The following is a 16,834-nucleotide window of genomic DNA, read 5'->3' on the forward strand; positions in this document are numbered from 1 at the left end:
GCGGAAGGGAGGAACCGGAACAACGCATTGACTCCCGTCGCGCCGCGATGTTAAGCCAAGACAAATCATAGCCAGCGCGCAAACTCGGAGGATTTCTCATGCTAGACGGAGTCACAGTCATCGATGCCGACGGTCACGTTTTAGAGACCGACGCCGAGATGGAGCAGTATTTCGACGGCGATTACACCGGTCACCGCCGCACCGGAACATTTTCAATCTTCCCTTCTCTCGACGGCTGGCCGCGCGGCTTTGTCCGTGGCTTGAACAAAGTCACCAAAGTCGACGTGAATAGTTGGATTCAATTCATCGAAGGCTCGAAGATCTCCGCCGCGGTGCTCTACCCCACCGCCGCCCTCTCGGCTGGGTTGATTCAGGACCACGACTGGGCCTGTGTCGTCGCGCGCATGTACAACAACTGGCTCTGCGATCGCTATTGCAAGGTCGACAAACGTTTGAAAGGCGTGGCGCTGCTGCCGGTGCAAAATCCCCAAGAAGCAGCTAACGAGCTGCGCCGCTGCGTGAATGACTACGGCATGGTCGCTGGCCTGCTACCAGCCGTGACCAACCTGAGCAAAGGCTTCGGCCACCAGGATTTCCACCCGATCTATAAAGTAGCCCAGGAATTGAACGTCCCGCTCACCGTTCACGGCGCCGTGAGCGCCAACTTGGGTTTCGATTTTCTCCAGACCATGTCGATGATCCATACGTTGGAGCACCCCATCGCGCAGATGATCCAGTTGACCAGCATGGTCTTGGACGGTGTCTTCGACCTGTTTCCCAAACTGCGGGTGGGTTATCTCGAAGCCGGCGCCGGCTGGATTCCCTATATGATGGACCGCCTGGACGAAAAAGATCACATCGACCGCAAACGCAAACACTTCCCCCTGAGCGTTAAACCGAGCGAATATTTCAAGCGCGGCAACATTTACGTCACCTGCGAAACCGACGAGAAGACATTGGACGTGGTCGCCCGCGAGATGGGTGAAGACTACATGATGTACCCCACCGACTTCCCGCACGAGCGCGAAGCCGGCGTCTTCGCCAAAGACATCCCGGAGTTCTGGGAGCGGACGGATTTATCGGAACGAGTGAAACGAAAAGTGTTTAGCGAAAATGCCAAACGGTTTTATAATATGGCTTGATTCTTTTCACCACGAAGACGCGCAGAGCACGAAGGAAAGAACCAGAAGCTGAAAAATAATCTTCTCCGAACTTCGTGTCGTTCGTGCCTCCTCGTGGTGAGTCAGACTTATCCGAACTTTGTGTTCTCTGCGTTCTTTGCGGTTAAATCTCTCCTCAGAACTTCTTCGTCACGCCGCTCTCTTCCAACCGGCGCGATAGCGTCCCATCGATAAACTGTTCCGGCTTGGCATTCGCCGCTTTCGCATTGGTCGCCGCGAGTACTTCCAAGATGGGTCTTATCCCACTCGCCGTCGGTCGCAGCGTCGGACTATAGACATCTTTGTTGTCGGCGTAGGTATTTTCCAGGATCGTCCGGTCCTTGATCTTGGTGTACTTCCCCATGACGCGCATGGCGCGTTCTCTGTCGGTGCGAAAAATATGCACCCCTTCGGCGACGGCGTTGAACGCCCGCTGCGCACGGTCCGCGGAGTCGCGAATGAAAGTCTTGCGCGTCGCCAGCACAAACGACGGATACTCGACGCCGGCGCCATTCCAGATTCTCTTAAAACCCATCGCCTCGCCGCGGTAGGTAAACGGCGGCGACAACATCGCTCCTTGCACCTTGCCGGCTTGCATCGCTGCCAGCGATTCGGGATAGCCTCCCGAGCCGATCAGCGGAATATCTTTAATCGGTTCCAGCTTTGCCTGGGCGAAGGCAACTTTGGCCATGTAAGCCGTGCTCGACGCCAACCGAGTCACCGCCACGGTCTTGCCTTTGAGATCTTCAACTTTATTGATGCCCGAATTGGCACCGACCCAGAGACTGATCGGCGTCGTGTTGGAAATGAACCCAGCCAACGTGAGATCGGCACCCGCCAAGATGCCGGCAATGATCGGATCGGCGCCGCCGTAGATGAAATCGATTTCACCCGCGATCAGCGCGCTCACCGCGACGGCGGAGCCGCCGATGTAAACCAGATCGGCGTCGGTGCCGTGCTTCTGATACAGCTTCTCATCGGTCGCAATCCACACCGGCGTGAAGATGCCGCTGACAGAGCTATAGGAAGCGCGGATCTTGTTTTGAGCGTGAGCCGCAGAAACGACGACAAGAACACAAGCAACGACAGAAAAGACTTTCAGAAGTTTTTTTAACGGCATTTTCACCTCGAAATAATTTTGTCGGAGATCATAAGGAGCAGTCGTCCATCTGTCAATTGAGCTTTGTGATCGCAACCGCATTTTGCATGTAGGGGCAGGTTTCAAACCTGCCCGCGCGGCGCGGGGTGGGGTGCCTCCGAACACGCCACCCTAACCACTCCCGGGGCGGGTTTCAAACCCGCCCCTACGTCGGATTCAACCGAGGCGGTACTGTTTGGTCCCAAGATTTCTTCAGCTTGACGTTGCCCGCCAATCCTCGCTACATATCACCTGAACGCGCGGAGGACTTATGCCTGGAATCATCGACGCCGACACCCACATCGCCGAATCGGAGAGCATGTGGAAACACTTCGATCCGAAAATGCATCACCGCCGACCCGTGATGGTCTCGGCGCCCGATGACACGCTCTACCGCGACTTCAACGTGCTTTGGCTCATCGACGGTAACATATACCCGAAAGCCTCCGGCAAAGGCGGCTTTCGCATCATCACGCCGACCGCATCCAAGCGCGAAATCAATCGCACCGACATTGCGCTCGGCTGCCGCGAAATCACCGATGTGCCCGCGCGCCTTGCCGACATGGACACGGCAGGCGTGCAAACCCAGGTGATCTATCCGACGTTATTTTTAATTGACGTCACCGACGACAAAGATCTTCAGATCGCGCTGTGCGGCGCTTACAACAAATTTCTCGGCGAGGTCTACCGCAAGTCGAACAATCGCTTGCGCTGGGTCACGGTCCTGCCATATCTATCGGTCGATGAATCCATCGCGCAAATGCGCGAGGCGAAACAAAACGGCGCCGTCGGCCTTTTCTTTAGCGGCATCATGGGATCGCTCACGTTGAACAATCCGCATTTCACACCGATCTATGCCGAAGCGGAAAAGCTTGGCCTGCCGATTTGCGTCCACACCGGCCAGAGCTGCCGCCACCTGCTGGAGTTTTTCGATCTAGAATTGAACGGCACCTTTGCGACATCCCATTGCCCGCCAATTATTGGTTTTCGCGATTTGGTCGCGGGCGAAATCCCGGAAAAATTTCCCGATTTGAAGTTTGGTTTCTTGGAAGTGTCGGCAAGCTGGGTGCCGTTTCTCTACCATCACTTGAAACGCTCAGCGCGCCCACGGCCGAGCTTTCCCAAAGCGCGCTGGAAATTTAGCTCATGCGAAGAGCTGTTTCGTGAATATCGCATCTACGTCGCCTGCGAAGCCGACGAAGACATCCCCTATTTGGCGGGCTACATCGGCGAAGACAACTTGCTGATCGGTTCCGACTACGGCCACAACGACCCCGCGGAAGAGAAGGCGTTGGTTCAAACCATGCGCTCGCGGGAAGATTTGTCGCCGGCGTTGGTCGAAAAAATCATGTGCGAAAATCCCAAACGGTTTTACGGCTTGGCATGAATCGGCGAATTTAACGCATCGATGTAGGGGTGGGTCTAAGACCCGCCCGCGTGCGGTGGCGGCGGAGATGCAGCCCCACACCACCGCCCGCGCAGGTTTGCAACCTGCCCGTACATTTGGAAGGCGGAGAGCCTATGATCGTTACAATAGTCATCGCTGTGATCCTGCTTCTGCATTCGAACCTCTGGGCGCAGGCGCCATTCTACCAAGGCAAAACCATCACGGTGATCAGCTCCTCCAGCACGGGCAGCGCCTACGACATTTACGCTCGGCTTGTGGCCCAGTTCATGGGCAAACATATCCCCGGCAACCCCGGCTTCGTCGTCCAGAATATGCCCGGCGCGGGTTCACTGATCGGCACCAACTATGTTTACGGCCTTGCCAAGAGCGACGGCACGGCGATCGGCGCGCTGCAGCCGTCGATGTATTTCAATCAGCTGCTCAAACAGCCCGAGGTCAAGTACGACTGGGCCAAGTTCAATTGGCTCGGCAGCTCGGACAAGTCGGAGAGTTTGCTCTACATGCGCGCCGACTTGCCGTACAAGACGCTGGCCGACGTGCGTAAAGCCAAGGAGCCGCCCAAATGCGGCTCCACCGGCCCCGGCACCTCGGGCACCTACTTCCCCAAACTGCTGGAAGAGCTTCTCGGCACGAAATTTACCGTCATCTCCGGCTACAAAGGCGGTGCGGAAATCGATCTCGCCGTCGAGCGCGGCGAGCTGCATTGCCGCGCCTTTACGATTCAGGCGTATCATTCGAGAGAGCCTTACCACACCTGGCGCAAGAAAAATTTCGCGCGGATTTTGATGCAAACCGGCCAGAGCCGCGACCCGCGTCTCGCCGACACGCCGACGATTTACGAGTTGATGAACGAATATAAAACTCCCGAGGCGCAGCGCCGCCTGCTGCCGTTGATCCTAGCCGCCAACGACTTCGGCCGCCCCATTGTTGCGCCCCCTGCGGTCGCCCCGGCCACAGTGAAAATCCTGCGCGACGCACTGATCAAAACCTTGGGTGATGCTGAACTGCTGGTGGAAGCAAAACGAAAAGACCTCGACATCACACCCACTCCGGGTGAAGAGCTGCAAGCATTGGCGAAGCAGGTCGTAGTACAGCCTGCAGACGTCGTGGCGCGGGTAAAGACGTTGATGGAATAACGCACGCGAATCACGTGACGCATTTCGTAGGGGCGAGTCTCAGACCCGCCCGCGGCGCGGCGGGGACTGCATGAAGAACGCCCACCCCCAAACCCCACCCGGGCAGATCTCAGACCTGCCCCTACATCGGATTCTCGTTGAATAGCGCCTGGCAGGCTCACAACTCCGTGAACGTGGTTCGGCATAACTACGAATGCATCGCTTTCCACACCGGGATAATGTTTTGGTAATTCTTCCCATGTTTTTTGAATCACACGGCCGGCATCGTTCAAACTGATCTTTCCATCCGAAACCTCGCCAAACAGACAGGCGCGATCTTGGGCGACGATCGTCACAAAATAGGCACCGGCCTCAGCGTAGTCGTAACCACGCAGCCGTATCGACTTTCGTTGCGGTCTGCTTCGCTTGTCGTCCATCGCGGAATCACTAATCACAAACAGGCGTCACTGCAACCCATCGCCGATTCCGACGTAGGGGCGGGTGTCAGACCCGCCCGCGGCGGCGGTGGCGAAAACCCCACACCACCATCCCCGGGCAGGTTTGAAACCTGCCCCTACGTTTCAGGAGGTCTACACGTTCAATCTGTGCGTCTTGATGTAGGGGCAGTTGCCCGTCCTCTACCCCCGGGAAGGCACGGGGGCCTACCCCTACAAATTCGCGATGCTTGCCTACGCTGATTGCTTGACAACCAAACCCGTGCGGCAATATTTTTGAACCGTCCATTCAGGAGGTTTCCATGTTTGACGTAAAAAGCATCCGCACTTTCGCCATGAGTGTTAAAGATCTTAATCGATCGGTGGAGTTCTACACGAAAATCCTCGGCGGCAAGATCACCAAGACCGTTGAACCAACCGAAGAGCAGATCAAGAACGGCCAAGTGAAAGAAATCGACGTGCGCCTGGGCAATTTCGAAGTGCATATATTCGACGGCTCCAAAGGCCCGCGCGCACCCGACCCGCATCACACGTTGAATATCCCATGGCAGGAAAAAGACAACGCGCTAAAAATGGTGATGGACGCCGGCGCCATCGTCGAGAAAGTCCGGCCGCACCGCGGCACGGATAATTATTCGATCAATGTCTTCGACCCCGACGGCAATCGCTGGGAGTTGTCCTTCGCCAAAGAGAATTAGGAATATCTCGCGCAGAGAACGCAGAGGCCGCAAAGGTTCCGGAATGTAGGAGCGGGTCTCAGACCCGCCCACGGGCGGCGGCGGAGTGCGGGGGGATCAACCGCCCCATCCCGGCCCGGGCAGGTTTTAAACCTGCGCCTACATCGGAACCGAGGCGGCGTTCAAACAGTTGGCCTCGTTGATAAGATGAGCTCAGACTTCGTATTTCGATCCGCGAACCTCCAATCCGATCTCGAAACTCTCTGCACCTTCGGCGGGCGCTTCGCGGGCAGCGACAGCGAAGCCAAAGCGCGCGACTTTCTTAAAGCTCGACTGGCACAAGCCACCAGCCGGCACGTCGATATTCACCGAGTTCCGTACAACGGCTGGTCGCGAGACTCCTGGGCTTTGAAACTCCTTGCTCCTGCCCCCCTCACCCTTCACTCTCATCCTCTGGTTCGCTCGCCATCGACACCGCCCGAAGGGATTGAAGCCGAGGTCGTCGATCTCGGCCGCGGCACGCTCGAAGATTTTGAAGCGCACGGGTACGAAATAGCTGGCCGCTTTGTGCTCGTGCGCCACGAGTACATGTTTTCAACCACGCACATTCATCGGCGCGTGAAATATGGCTGGGCGAAAGAGCGTGGCGCAGCGGGGTTTCTCATCGCCAGCCACATTCCAGATGACATCGTCGTCACGGGTTCATCCGGCGGTGAAGATATTCCTGCGCTGGGAATCACCCACGAAGGAGCCGAAGTCTTGGCGCGAGGTGACGCCAGCTTTCCGCGCATTCATCTCACTGTGAAAACCCGGACCGGCTCCGCCACCGCAGAAAATCTCATCGCCGAAATGCCCGGCCAAACGGACGAGTGGGTCGTCGTCTGCGCCCACTACGACGGCCACGATCTGGCGCAGAGCGCCATCGACAACGCCACCGGCGTCGCCGCCGCGCTCACGGTCGCAGAGACATTCGTGCCCATGGCCGCGACACTGCGGCGCGGCCTGCGTGTTATCTTCTTCACGATCGAGGAATGGGGCTTGTTGGGCTCGCGCGCATACGTCGACGAATTGAATGAAGCCGAACGGCGCAAGATCACGCTGGTGATCAATTTGGATTCGTTGGTTGGCGGTTCAAAACTGACAGCGCTAACGAGCGAGTTCGAAGAGCTAAACGCTTTTGTTGACCACTGCGCGCGCAAGAGCGGCACATCGATCGCAACTCATCCACCGATGATGGCCAACTCCGATCATTACAACTTCGCCCGACACGGTATTCCGGCACTGCGGCTGGTTTCGGGTTTCAACGAGCCGGATTCGGATTTGGGTTATTTGCTCACTGCGGGAGACACATTGGACCGGATCAATAAAGACCAATTAACCGCGGCAACCAAAATCGCAGCCAGCATGGTGCATGAAGCCTGTACGCACCAAGGGATCATCGCGCGGCACAAGGAAAAAAAAGCGCGGGTCTAAGACCCGCCCCTACATCTGAATTATTTTTTGCGCTTTTTGCGTCTTTTGCGGCCATTCTCCGATCCGAATCGGATCTTACTTTACGTTCCTTGCGCACTTTGCGGTTAAATCCTTCCGAGTCCCGGGCGCGATGAATCGCGCCCCTACATCCGGATTATTTTGCGCCTTCTGCGCTTTTTGCGGTTAATTTCCGAATCCGAGCGCGCAACCCGCGCCTTTGTGCCCTTTGTGGTTAATTCCTAATTGTATTTCTTCAAGATCTCACGTGCGATGACCATGCGCATGACTTCCGACGCGCCTTCGGTGATCAGCCGGCTGCGCTGGTCGACGAACCATTTCGCTAACGGCAAGTCCAACGTCAAACCAATGCCGCCGTGAATTTGCAGGACGCGGTCAACAACCCGGAATGACATCTCGTCGGCGAACAGTTTCGCCATGTAGGCTTCTTGGCGAATGTCCTGCTTCTGGTCGTTTTTCCACGCCGCTTGGTAGACCATCAGACGCGCGGCGTGTAGCTCGACGTACGAATCGGCGAGCTTAAACGTAATGCCCTGCCGTTCCGATAACGGTTTACCGAACGTGATGCGCTCTTTCGAGTAGCGAGCGCCCATCTCAATGCAGCGCTCGGCGACACCCAGCGCACGCGCGCCGTGCTTCAAGCGGCCGATGCCCAGCCATTTTTGCGCCAGACGAAAGCCGTCGCCTTCTTTACCGACAAGGTTCTCAGCCGGTATTTTCATGTCGTCGAAGGTGATGTGCCAAGGCTCCTCGCCCATCATGGTTTTGTAACGCGTGACAAGATTCAGCCCCGGCGTTTTCATGTCGACCATGAAACAAGAAATGCCGCCGTGCGAACCCTTGGCCGGATCGGTCACCGCCATCAACTGACCGAAGTCGGCATCGCCGGCACCGGTGATAAACCGCTTGGTGCCGTTGATGACGTAGTGATCTCCTTGCCGTACCGCGCGGGTTTTCATCGAGCCGGGGTCGGAGCCGGCATCCGGCTCGGTCTGCATGAAGCAAAGCTTCTTTTCGCCCGCCAGCACCGGGTCCATGAAACGTTTCTTCTGCTCGGGATTGAGCGCGTAGAGGATCGGCCGCACCTCCGGGCCGAAGATGCCCTGGCCGCGCGACGGCAGCGCCACGGTGCGCGACAACTCTTCCCAAACCAAAACTTGCGCCAAACTACCGAGCCCGCCGCCGCCGAATTCCTCCGGCACGTCGAACATCCACAACCCCATCTCCCTGGTTTTCTTTTCTAGCTTCTCGCGGATGTCCTTCTTCAACTCCATGTTCTCGATCGTGTGCATCTCGATCGGGATCAATTCCTTATCGACGAACTTCCGCACCGTGTCTTTGAGCATCTGCAATTCATCGGGCAAATTAAAATCCATCTTGAACCTCCATTTTGGATTTTAGCTTTTGGATTTTCGATTATCGGATCAGACGCTCAGATCACCCGACTCCGATTCCGACAATCCAAAATTGTCTTAGTTCTTGTCGACCTTGTACGATCCCAACCCCGGCCGGTATTCCTTGCGAGCAAACTGCTGCAAGCCCGGGCGTCCGCCGATGGCGGCTTTCGCCTTATCGGAGATCAAGCCAGAGATTTCGTAGGCGACTTCCGGGTTCGAATAGAACGTGTAGTACCAGGCTTCTTTAACAGCGTTGAGCGCCGACGGCGCTTTTTCCTTGAGATTGTTGGCGATTTCCATCACCTCTTTGTCGAGGTCGGCGCGCGGCACGGCTTTGGTGATGAGGCCGATGCGTTCGGCTTCTTTGGCCGTCAGAGTCTTGCCGGTGAGCGCATAATAGAGACCATGTTTCGGCTGCAGGTGTTCGGTCAAAACGATGGTCACTTCGCCGCCGGGGAAATGGCCAAAGTTCACTTCCGACAAACCCATTTGCACGTCGTCCGCGGCGATCGCGATGTCACAGCCGGTCACCACGGTGAAACCGCCGCCGAACACCCAACCGTTGATTTTGGCGATCACGGGTTGCGGCATTTTGCGCAATATTTCGTTTCGCCATTGGCGCGATTTCTCACGGACTTCATCGCGCACGCGGTCGGGCTGGGAGTCCATTTCAATAAAATATTGCTTCAAGTCCTGGCCGGCGCAGAAGCTCTCGCCGGCACCGGTGATGATGATGACGCGGGTGTCTTTGTCGTAGCGCAGGTCGGTCAAGCAATCGTACATGTCGCGGTGCAGCTGCGGGCTCATCGCGTTGCGCTTCTCCGGCCGATTGAGCGTGATCGTCGTCACGCCATCTTTCTTATCGACTAATAGGGTTTGATAGTTGGCCACGGCACTTCCTCCTAAAATGTTTGTAAACTCCTCAAGGTCCTACTCTAGTCGCGCGCAACGTGCAAGAAGAATGGCGACCAACCGGTCAACCCTAAAAAACCTGGCGATTGTCGCTGCTCAGCGCTTTACGACCACGTCGCGCAGCAACTTTTTCCAACGCTCTTCGTTGCGCTCGTACTGCTCAAAGGTGCCGCCCTTCTCGGGGTACCAGCGCTTGAAGCCGTAATCCTTCGTCGGCGTAGCGAAGCGGAAGCGCTCTTCCATGATCTTTTGCCCCTCGGGGCTTAGCAGGAAATCCGCCAGCAACACGGCACCATTGGGATTGGCCGCCACCAGCGGCAGTGCTACGCCACCCGCGTTGGTCGGATTCAAGTCCAGCGGCACCCACTCAGTCGGCGCGCCTTTCGGCTTCGCAGCCAGCACATGATTGCGAAAAATCGAGATCGACATCGGCATTTCGCCTGCCGCCATGAGCTCGTGGATCGCGCCGCCCGAAATCATGTGCATCTTCATCTCGATCAATCTTAACTGTTTAGCAAACTCTTCACCCTTCGCTCGGATCACCGCACCGATAAACCGCACCCCGGTGGAGTCACCGCTGACGCCGATCTTGCCCTTGTTCTCGGGCTTGACCAGATCGGCAAAACTCTTAGGGACCTCGTTGGCTTTGATCAGATTGCGGTTGTAGCCCAGGCTAATGATCGACTCGCGATCGGTGGTCCAGAGCACCCGGTCCTTGTCCGCCTCTTCCTTGGAGTCAGCTGGGTAATTGACCAGGTATGGCGAAAAATAAGGCGTCAGCAGCTTGCTATCGCGCAAGACCATCAGGGTCGGCGGCGTAGTCTCGTAAATATCCGCGAGATTTTTCTTGGCCTGCACCTCGGAGAGAATCCGGCGCGTCAAATCGTTGCCGCTGGCGCGGTACGTCTCCAGCTTGACGCCTGGATACTTCGCTTCAAAGACATTGGCGATGTCCCGATGCGCAGTCAGACTGGTGTACCAAACGAGCCTGCCTTCTTTCTTTGCGCCCGCGAAGAGCATCTGCTCGCGGTCGGCGCCGCGGTAATTGGCCAATTCAGCGAGAGACTTGCTTTGCGCATTGAGCCACGACGGCGCCCCCAATAACGCAACCAAACCGAGAATCCCCGCGTACGTTCGCATTCCGATCTCCTTACTCCTCACTATTCACTCCTTACTACTTCATTACTTCCTGGTAATTTCCTGCAGCAGCTTCTTCCAGCGCTCCTCCGCCTTCTCATACTGCTCCAACGTCTTGCCCTGTTCCGGGTACCAGCGCTTAAAACCGTAATTCTTGGTCGGCACGGCAAAGCGGAATTTTTCCTCGTAAATCTTTTGCCCTTCAGGACTCAACAAAAAGTCGATGAACAACAAAGCCGCGTGCGGGCTATTACTCGCCGCGGGCAGGCCAATGCTGCCAGCGTTGGCCGGGCTCAAATCCAGCGGCACCCACTCGGTCGGTGCGCCTTTGACTTTGCCGGCCAACACGTGATTGCGAAAGATCGAAATCGACATATGCATCTCGCCGGCGGCCATCAGCTCATGCATCGCCCCGCCGGAGATCATATGCGCTTTAATATCCAAACTCCGGAGATTTCTGACGAACTCTTCGCCTTTCGCCGCGACCATCGCACCGATAAAGCGCACGCCGGTGGTATCGCCGCTGACACCGATTTTGCCCTTGTTTTCCGGCTTGGCGAAGTCAGCAAAAGTCTTTGGCACCTCTCCGGCTTTCATCATGTTGCGGTTGTAACCAAGGCCGACGATCGACTCGCGATCGGTGGTCCAGAACACACGCGTCTTATCCGCTTCCTCTTTGGAGTCGTCGGGATAATTGCCGAGGTGCGGCGAATAATACGGCGCAAGCAGCTTGTGCTCGCGCATGATCATCAAGGTCGTCGGCGTGGTCTCAAGCAGGTCGGCAATGTTGCGCTTCGATTGCGCCTCCGAGAGCATCCGCCGCGTCAGATCGTTGGGTGCGGCGCGATAGGTTTCGACCTTGACACCGGAATATTTCGCTTCGAAGACGTTGGCGATATCGCGATGCGCCGTGAGACTCGTGTACCAGGTGAGCTTGCCTTCCTTCTTCGCGCCAGTCAGGAGCATCTGCTCGCGATCGGCACCGCGGTAGTTAGCGAGATCGGCAACGGAACGGGTTTGGGCGGAGGCGGAGGAGGACACGCAGAAAAACAAACAGGCTGCAAGTAACGAACGACTTCTCATTCTTTCTACTCCAAGAATTTTGCCCCCTCGGGGAAGCATGCGGGTTGACTCCGAGTTCCCCTCTCTGGAAAAGAGGGGTTAGGGGAGATTTGCGAGGCGCGGTCGGAGAGACGCATTATTTTTTGACAGCCTCCCCCGAGGCGGGGGAAGAAGTAAAAACCGCTCATTATTCCAAGACCCCGTCCGCTTTATGCGCGGCGATCGTCGCGGCGTCATAGCCTACCACATCGCGCAGCACTGCTTCCGTGTCTTTGCCAAGCACGGGGAACTCCCAACGGCGCGTCAACTTCGCATTGGTAAAGTGCAGCGGAAAACTCGGCAGCACGACTTTGCCCAAGCGCGCGTTTTCCACTTCGACGATGAAGCCGCGCTCTTTTAACTGCGGATCGTTCACTAAGTCTTCGCCCGTCTGCGCCACGCCGCAAGGAACGCCGGCTTTTTGCAGCTGATCGCGGATTGCAAACGTATCGCGAGTTCTTGTCCAGGCGGAGATCGTTTCATCCAGCCCTGCGCGGTTTTCTAAACGCGCGCTGTTGGTGGCAAACTTTGCATTACCCGCGATCCCTAGAATATTCGCCAGCGCGTTCCACTGCTGCTCGGTCTCCGCGGCGATGGCGCACCAGCGATCTTCCCCTTTGCAGGGGTAGACATTATGCGGCGCCACCGCGCGCGAGATATTGCCGATGGGCTCAGGATTTCTCCCGCTCGATGCGGCTTCCATCAAGTTGGCGCCGATCATGAACGCGGTCGCTTCGGATTGACCGAGATCGACGAACGCGCCCTGCTTCTGCCGGTCGCGATGGAGCACCCCGGAAATGATAATGATCGCGCACAGCACGCCGGTGACATAGTCGGGATAAACCAACTGCGCCCCCACCGGCGGATTGGTCACGCCTGGATGGTTCCACATATAGGTCAAGCCGGTGAAGGCGGTGATGTTCACACCGACCGTAGAATAGTGCCGCTTCGGCCCCGTCGTGCCGAGCCCGGGCATGCGCAAGTTGACGATGTCCGGCTTCACCGCGCAGAGCTGGCGGTAGCCCAAGCCGATGCGGTCGACCACATCGACGCTGTAGTTGTCGAGCACCGCGTCGGCCTTTGCAACCAGATCGTGCAGCACGCCCTGTCCCTTGGGATGTTTGAGATTGACCGTGAAGGAGCGTTTGTTGCGGTTAAATTCCAAAAAGCGCGGCGACAGGTTGGGATCTTCGCCGGTGCCGAAAAAACGAAACGGGTCCATGCCGCCTTTGCTCGACTCTATTTTCATGACGTCGGCGCCGAGCTCAGCCAAAATCGTCGTGCCATAAGGTCCCGCAAGCACGTGGTCAAAACTGACGATACGCATGCCGTCGAGCGGGCCGTTGCCGCTAGTCGCTGTCGACTTCGGCGACTGAGGCGCCGCTCTCTTTCCGCCGATATCTTTCCAACCATCGAGCAGCGGCACGCTGCCCACCTCCGGACGGCTGCCGTCGATCATGAACGGCATCGCCGGCTGCTTGGCGCTGCCGAAACCGGCATGCTCCACTGCCGTCATAAATCCACGGCCCTGCACATGCTCGTCGTTGGCGAAACCCATCGGCGTATTCACCGGCACGCAAGGAATGCCTTTTCCCTGGAGCAGGTTAGTAATCTCCGCCATGGTGAACTTGCTGAGAAACTTCTCCACTTCGGGATTGAGCTCATCGGCATGCTCACGCCGGTAGACGTTGTTCAACCAGGCGGCATCGTCGAACACCGGCGGGTGATCCTTCCACACGTTCAAGAACAGCTTCCAGTGCTGCCGCGTAACGTAGAGATAGACGAAGCCATCTTTGCACGGAAAGATTTTCGCCGGCGCCACCGAGCCATGCTGGCTGCCGGCGCGCTTGAGAATCTGTTTCTCGTTGGCCCACAAGCGAACGATATGCTCATGGGTTCCCAACGTTTCCTGCATCGAAGTATCGATGTGATCGCCCTGGCCGGTTCTCTCGCGGCGATAGAGCGCCGCGAGCACGCCAGCCGTCGCGAACAGACTGGCGAAATAGTAAGCCTGCGACTCAGGGGCCCTGCATGGCGCCGTGGCCGGATCGCCGCAAACATAGAGAATGCCGCTCTCAGCCAAACCGACCAGATCGTTGTAGGCAAAATCTTTCTTCGGCCCGGTCTGACCGAAGCAAGTGATAGAAGCCATCACGACGCCCGGATTCACCATTGCCAAATCTTTGTAGCCCAAACCCTTTGCCGCCAACTCACCCGGCTTGAAGCTCTCGATAACAACATCAGCGGATTTCACCAGCTCACGGAACGCCGCGCGCCCCGCGTCGCTTTCCAGGTCGACGACCTTGCTGTGCTTGCCGGCATTCAAATGCGCAAACGTCGCGCTCAACTCCGCGCCGTTTGACGATTTGATAAACGGCGCGAGTTTGCGCACCGGATCGCCGCCAGGCGGCTCGATCTTAACCACTTCCATACCCAAGTCAGCCAAAATGCGCCCGCACAACTGGCCGGAGAGACCGGTCAAATCCAACGCTCGATACCCTTTGAGAAATGCTCCACCCATTTATCTCTTACCTTTGGTGAAATAGTTTAGTGCAAGATTATTATTCACCACGAAGACACGAAGATCACGAAGGTAAGAAAAGAAATGAAATGAACAAAATCTTTTTCCGAACTTCGTGTCCTTCGTGCCTTCGTGGTGAGGCGGGCTCCTCACCCGCCGACGTAGCGCGTTCTCATCTGATTCAGGATTTCCGACGCCTGCGTCACCATGCGGTCGACGATCTCTGCCGCCGGCACGTTGTTTTTCTCCTCGCTCAACATGCCCGACACCTGCCCGCCGGGCACGTGCAGCAGATCGACGCGGTCCGCCGCTTCGGCGGCGCGCCGCACTTCGTCCATGGCGTTGCCCTGGTATGGAGTCGGCATCGCCGGCAGACCGGAGTCCATCCACTCTTTGATGACCGCGCTCTTGTAATGGCGCGCGTAGTGGCCGCTGGTGTAGGCCGTGCGCACGAAGTCTTCCGACGTGCCTTTATAGATTTGCTGCTTGTAAACCGGATTGATGCCGCCTTCTCTAGTCACGAGAAACGTCGTGCCGCACCACACACCCACCGCACCCAGCGCCAGCGCCGCTGCTACACCGCGGCCATCAGAGATGCCGCCCGCCGCGACTACCGGTTTCGGTTTCACCGCGTCGACGATTTGCGGAATCAGCGGGAAGTTGCCGATCGTCCCGGTGTGGCCGCCGGCTTCATAGCCTTGCGCGATGATCACATCCGCGCCTTTGCGCGCGTGGCTCAGCGCGTGCTTCACCGCGCCCGCCAGCGCCATGACTTTGATGCCGCGCTCGTGCGCCAACGGCACGACTTCGGCGGTGTCGCCCAAGCCGATGATGAGAATCGGCACCTTCTCTTCAAGAATCACTTTCAGCTGCTCGCGCGTCGCCGCCGGAGTTTTGACCCAGCTCTTGCGATCGGGCGGCACCGGCTTCAAGCCAAGTTTCGGAATCATCTCATCGTTAAACTTGGCATGTTTGGGATATTTTTCCTGGATCTCCTTGCGTACTTCATCGGGGTCAGGGATTTTGACATCTTCCATTTTAGGCAGCGTGATATCGACGCCAAACGGCTTGTCCGTCAGCTTGCGCACTTCGCGAATGCGCTCGCGAATCACTTCCGGGCGAATCGAGCTGCCGCCGATGCAGCCCAACCCACCAGCATTGGAAACCGCCGCCACCAACGCCGGCGGCGTGGTCAATCCCTCTTTGTCCCAACCCATGCCCGCTTGAATGATCGGATATTTAATATTCAACAAATCACACAAGGGTGTATGCAAACTCATAATTCCAACTCCTTTCGAAGACGGACCCGTAGCTGTGCTCAGGGTGACAGCAAACGAAACGCACCGACCGACAACCTTGAACTTTGAACGTTGAACCTTGAACGGAAATTATTTCTTCCGATCCTCCGGCTTCACATAGCCCGTCGTGCCGCCGCCTTTCTGCGAATGCAGATAGCCTTCGACGTCGCTCAGCGGATTGGTGTAGATGCGCATGCGGTGCGACACCAAATCATCGGTTTGCAGTGCCATGTCGAAAGGCAAATCCTTTTCCATGTACGCTGCAATCTTCGCGCTCTCCAGCGTCGCGAAGTTGCGCGAGCCCAACTCTTTCGCCAACTGCTCGACGGTTGGAATCAACTCTTTATCGGGCACGACCTCTGAAACCAGACCGACCCGCTCCGCTTGGGCAGCTGTCATATTGCGGCCGGTCAACTGAAGGTAGAAGGCCTTTTTATATGGAATGCCGGTGTGAAATAGCGTCGAAGTCGCCACCGCGCCATAGCTGCCGCGGATCACCTCGGGCATGCCGAACATCGCCGACTCACAGGAGATCGCCAAATCATGGGCGTTGAGCAGCGCAAAGCCGCCGCCCAGGCACCAGCCATTGATCGCCGCAATCGTCACCTGCGGCATGCCGCGCAGCACACGCACGATCTCATAGGTCGAGCCGCCTTCGTCCCAACGGCGCCGCTTGCCCTTCCAACTCTCGCGCAGATCGTAAAGATCCAGCCCCGAGCTATAGGAATTTCCTTGGCCCGTCGTGACAACGCATTTGATTTTTTCATTCTCGCGGATTTCTTTCAGCACCGCGATCATTTCGGCCATCAATAACCGACTCAAAGCGTTCTTTTTCTCTGGCCTATTGAACGTCAGCCAAGCAACTCCGGTGCTTTCATCAACTTTGGGAATAATCGTCTTCATCTCAACCATAAGCTTTCCTCCATTTTGCGCGCTTCGATCTACGATCACTATCAAAACTTGCATGCAATCATCAACTGTAGGGACAGGTCGCGACCTGTCCCTACGTCTCACGCCCATTCAA

General features: G+C 57.0%; 13 protein-coding genes and 1 pseudogene. 5 read left to right on the plus strand and 9 right to left on the minus strand.

What is annotated here, in order from left to right:
• Nucleotides 1–98 precede the first annotated feature (98 nt).
• On the plus strand, nucleotides 99–1,142 hold the full coding sequence (locus FJ145_05230; protein MBM4260830.1) for an amidohydrolase: 1,044 nt from the start codon (nucleotides 99–101) through the stop codon (nucleotides 1,140–1,142).
• Nucleotides 1,143–1,296: 154 nt separating this feature from the next.
• Here FJ145_05230 and FJ145_05235 read toward each other — a convergent pair whose 3' ends face one another.
• Nucleotides 1,297–2,361 carry an ABC transporter substrate-binding protein gene (locus tag FJ145_05235; protein MBM4260831.1) on the minus strand — a complete coding sequence of 355 codons (1,065 nt, stop codon included), beginning with the start codon at nucleotides 2,359–2,361 and terminating at the stop codon, nucleotides 1,297–1,299.
• 208 nt (nucleotides 2,362–2,569) lie between these two features.
• Here FJ145_05235 and FJ145_05240 point away from each other — a divergent pair, with 208 nt between their 5' ends.
• On the plus strand, nucleotides 2,570–3,685 hold the full coding sequence (locus tag FJ145_05240) for an amidohydrolase (GenBank protein MBM4260832.1): 1,116 nt from the start codon (nucleotides 2,570–2,572) through the stop codon (nucleotides 3,683–3,685).
• Between the two features lie 134 nt (nucleotides 3,686–3,819).
• Entirely contained in the window at nucleotides 3,820–4,842 is a 1,023-nt protein-coding gene (locus tag FJ145_05245; protein ID MBM4260833.1) for a hypothetical protein, read from the plus strand.
• A 143-nt stretch (nucleotides 4,843–4,985) separates the two neighbouring features.
• On the opposite strand, the pseudogene FJ145_05250 reads toward FJ145_05245, so the two are convergent.
• Nucleotides 4,986–5,258: pseudogene (locus FJ145_05250) on the minus strand (hypothetical protein).
• Nucleotides 5,259–5,578: 320 nt separating this feature from the next.
• Between FJ145_05250 and FJ145_05255 the strand changes: the two are divergent.
• Both FJ145_05255 and FJ145_05260 read left to right on the plus strand, forming a co-directional pair.
• A complete protein-coding gene (locus FJ145_05255; GenBank protein MBM4260834.1) occupies nucleotides 5,579–5,974 on the plus strand; it encodes a VOC family protein in 396 nt (131 codons plus the stop codon).
• 186 nt (nucleotides 5,975–6,160) lie between these two features.
• Complete coding sequence (locus FJ145_05260; GenBank protein ID MBM4260835.1) at nucleotides 6,161–7,426, plus strand: M28 family peptidase; 1,266 nt, start codon at nucleotides 6,161–6,163, stop codon at nucleotides 7,424–7,426.
• 239 nt (nucleotides 7,427–7,665) lie between these two features.
• On the opposite strand, the gene FJ145_05265 is transcribed toward FJ145_05260, so the two are convergent.
• From FJ145_05265 to FJ145_05295, 7 genes are all read right to left on the minus strand, one after another.
• Nucleotides 7,666–8,820 (minus strand): acyl-CoA dehydrogenase, encoded by a 1,155-nt coding sequence (locus tag FJ145_05265; GenBank protein MBM4260836.1) that lies wholly within the window; start codon nucleotides 8,818–8,820, stop codon nucleotides 7,666–7,668.
• A 96-nt stretch (nucleotides 8,821–8,916) separates the two neighbouring features.
• On the minus strand, nucleotides 8,917–9,750 hold the full coding sequence (locus FJ145_05270) for a p-hydroxycinnamoyl CoA hydratase/lyase (protein ID MBM4260837.1): 834 nt from the start codon (nucleotides 9,748–9,750) through the stop codon (nucleotides 8,917–8,919).
• Nucleotides 9,751–9,849: 99 nt separating this feature from the next.
• A complete protein-coding gene (locus tag FJ145_05275) occupies nucleotides 9,850–10,893 on the minus strand; it encodes an extracellular solute-binding protein (GenBank protein MBM4260838.1) in 1,044 nt (347 codons plus the stop codon).
• A 42-nt stretch (nucleotides 10,894–10,935) separates the two neighbouring features.
• Nucleotides 10,936–12,012, minus strand: a complete 1,077-nt coding sequence (locus FJ145_05280; GenBank protein ID MBM4260839.1) for an extracellular solute-binding protein — start codon at nucleotides 12,010–12,012, stop codon at nucleotides 10,936–10,938.
• A 127-nt stretch (nucleotides 12,013–12,139) separates the two neighbouring features.
• Complete coding sequence (locus tag FJ145_05285; GenBank protein ID MBM4260840.1) at nucleotides 12,140–14,512, minus strand: CoA transferase; 2,373 nt, start codon at nucleotides 14,510–14,512, stop codon at nucleotides 12,140–12,142.
• Nucleotides 14,513–14,661: 149 nt separating this feature from the next.
• Nucleotides 14,662–15,792, minus strand: coding sequence for a nitronate monooxygenase (locus FJ145_05290; protein ID MBM4260841.1), 1,131 nt, complete (start codon nucleotides 15,790–15,792; stop codon nucleotides 14,662–14,664).
• A 108-nt stretch (nucleotides 15,793–15,900) separates the two neighbouring features.
• Nucleotides 15,901–16,830, minus strand: a complete 930-nt coding sequence (locus tag FJ145_05295; GenBank protein ID MBM4260842.1) for an enoyl-CoA hydratase/isomerase family protein — start codon at nucleotides 16,828–16,830, stop codon at nucleotides 15,901–15,903.
• Between the last annotated feature and the right edge of the window lie 4 nt (nucleotides 16,831–16,834).

The sequence above is a fragment of the Deltaproteobacteria bacterium genome (assembly GCA_016874755.1).
In the GTDB taxonomy this organism is placed as follows: domain Bacteria; phylum Desulfobacterota; class Binatia; order UBA9968; family UBA9968; genus DP-20.